This is a genomic window from Nocardia tenerifensis NBRC 101015 (assembly GCF_000308715.1).
GTDB lineage: Bacteria > Actinomycetota > Actinomycetes > Mycobacteriales > Mycobacteriaceae > Nocardia > Nocardia tenerifensis.
Genome location: NZ_BAGH01000470.1, coordinates 1 through 1,693, shown reverse-complemented (window position 1 = coordinate 1,693; position 1,693 = coordinate 1). Strand labels below are relative to the sequence as shown.

General features: G+C 64.6%; 2 protein-coding genes. Both read left to right on the top strand.

All coding sequences use genetic code 11. From position 1 onward, the window contains the following. Nucleotides 1–105: 105 nt before the first annotated feature. A complete protein-coding gene (locus ON39_RS34075; protein WP_040740394.1) occupies nt 106–651 on the top strand; it encodes a hypothetical protein in 546 nt (181 codons plus the stop codon). 72 nt (nt 652–723) lie between these two features. After that, nucleotides 724–1,686 carry an IS5 family transposase gene (locus ON39_RS34070; protein ID WP_246003270.1) on the top strand — a complete coding sequence of 321 codons (963 nt, stop codon included), beginning with the start codon at nt 724–726 and terminating at the stop codon, nt 1,684–1,686. The last annotated feature ends 7 nt before the right edge of the window (nt 1,687–1,693 follow it).

Genomic DNA, 1,693 nt, shown 5'->3' with positions numbered 1-1,693 from the left:
AAGTGCCCGTGTAGGAACTGATCGTTCAGCGGCTCGGTGGTTTTGAATCGTGGCGGTGTGCGAGGGCCTATCGTCGGATCGGGGGTCGGTGCGGCGGAGGCAGCGATGGGGTCCTGGCGTGAGGAGTTGGACCGGCGTGAGGCCGCGACCGCGGAGCAGGTCGGGGAGCTGCGTCGGCACATCGCCGAGCTGAGCGACCAGCTCGAGGCGGCCGAGCAGCGATTGTCGAGGTTGCAGATCACCCGCGAAACGATGGACGAGATCCTCGACGAGCGGGCTGAAGTTGATGATCAGAACGCGCGGACGGCTGGATCGGATTCTGATGGTAATACCAAAACTGTTGTGTCACAGCCAGGTCTTGGTGCGGGCAGGCTGATCGGAGCGATGCTGGTGCCGCAGCGGGTGGTGGGGATGGACCCGGCGGCGGTGCTGCCGGATGATTACGGCGAGATCCTGGCGGTGCTGGCTGAGGCTGCCGATGGGCTGCGGGCCGGGCAGATCGCCGCTGAGTTGGGGATCGCGACCACCGATCGGGCGAAGGTGGAAGGACTGCGGTCGAAGTTGAAGCGTCTGGTCGCGCGAGGCTGGGCCGATCAACAGCCCTCGGGGAAGTTCGTGATCGCCAATGAGGCTGGTGTAGTGGGTGGTTGACACCTTTTTTGTGTGTCAACCAGGACTTTTACCGGCAGTCGAGGTGGCAGTGGCCCTGCGGAGCGGGACCCGGTGGTAGCACTCGGAATTACCACACCCCGTTTTGCCATTCCACTAGGTCCCGCCATGTCGTTCTACTCCGCAAACATCATCGCTGGCATCCCGATCACCGAAACCCGTTGTGCCTGCGTGGCATGCCGATTCGGGCACGGCACCGATCGCCCGCCCAGGCAACGCCGCTATACCTGCGATGCCACCGACGCCGAGTGGGCGGTGCTCGCACCGCTGCTGCCGTGGCCGAGCTGGCTCGATGGCGGGGGCGGTCACCCGGAAAAGTACTGCCGGCGCTCGGTGATCGATGCCATCTGTTACGTCGTCGATAACGGAATCAAGTGGCGAAACCTGCCCACAGACTACGAAATCCCCTGGCGCACAGTCCATGCCATCTTTACCCGCTGGAACCGCGCTGGATTCACCCTCGCGGTCCACAACGATCTGCGCGAACGAGTGCGCCTGGCCGAGGGGCGTGCCGCCGAGCCCACCGTGGCGGTCATCGACTCGCAATCGGTGCGGGCCGCCGAAACCGTCGGTTCGGCCAGTCGGGGCTGGGACGCGGGCAAGAAGGTGGCAGGTCGCAAGCGCCACGTCCTGGTGGACTCGATCGGGCTGCTGCTGGTCGTGGTCGTCACCGCCGCCAGCGTCCAAGACCGCGACGGTGCTCGCACCGCCCTGACCCTGCTGCGGGACTGGTTCGAGAAGATCATCCTGATCTGGGCCGACGGCGCCTACGCCGGAAAACTCGTGACCTGGGCCAAATGCACACTCGGCTACACCATCGAGATCGTCAAACGCAGTGACACCACCACTGGTTTCGAAGTCATCCCACGCAGGTGGGTGGTCGAGCGCACCCTGGCCTGGATCTTCCAGCACCGCCGCTGCGTTCGTGACTACGAACGCCTGCTCGAACACCACGAAGCCATGGTCCAGTGGGCCATGATCATCCTGATGCGGCGCCGACTCGCCCGCGCTAAATGATCAGTTC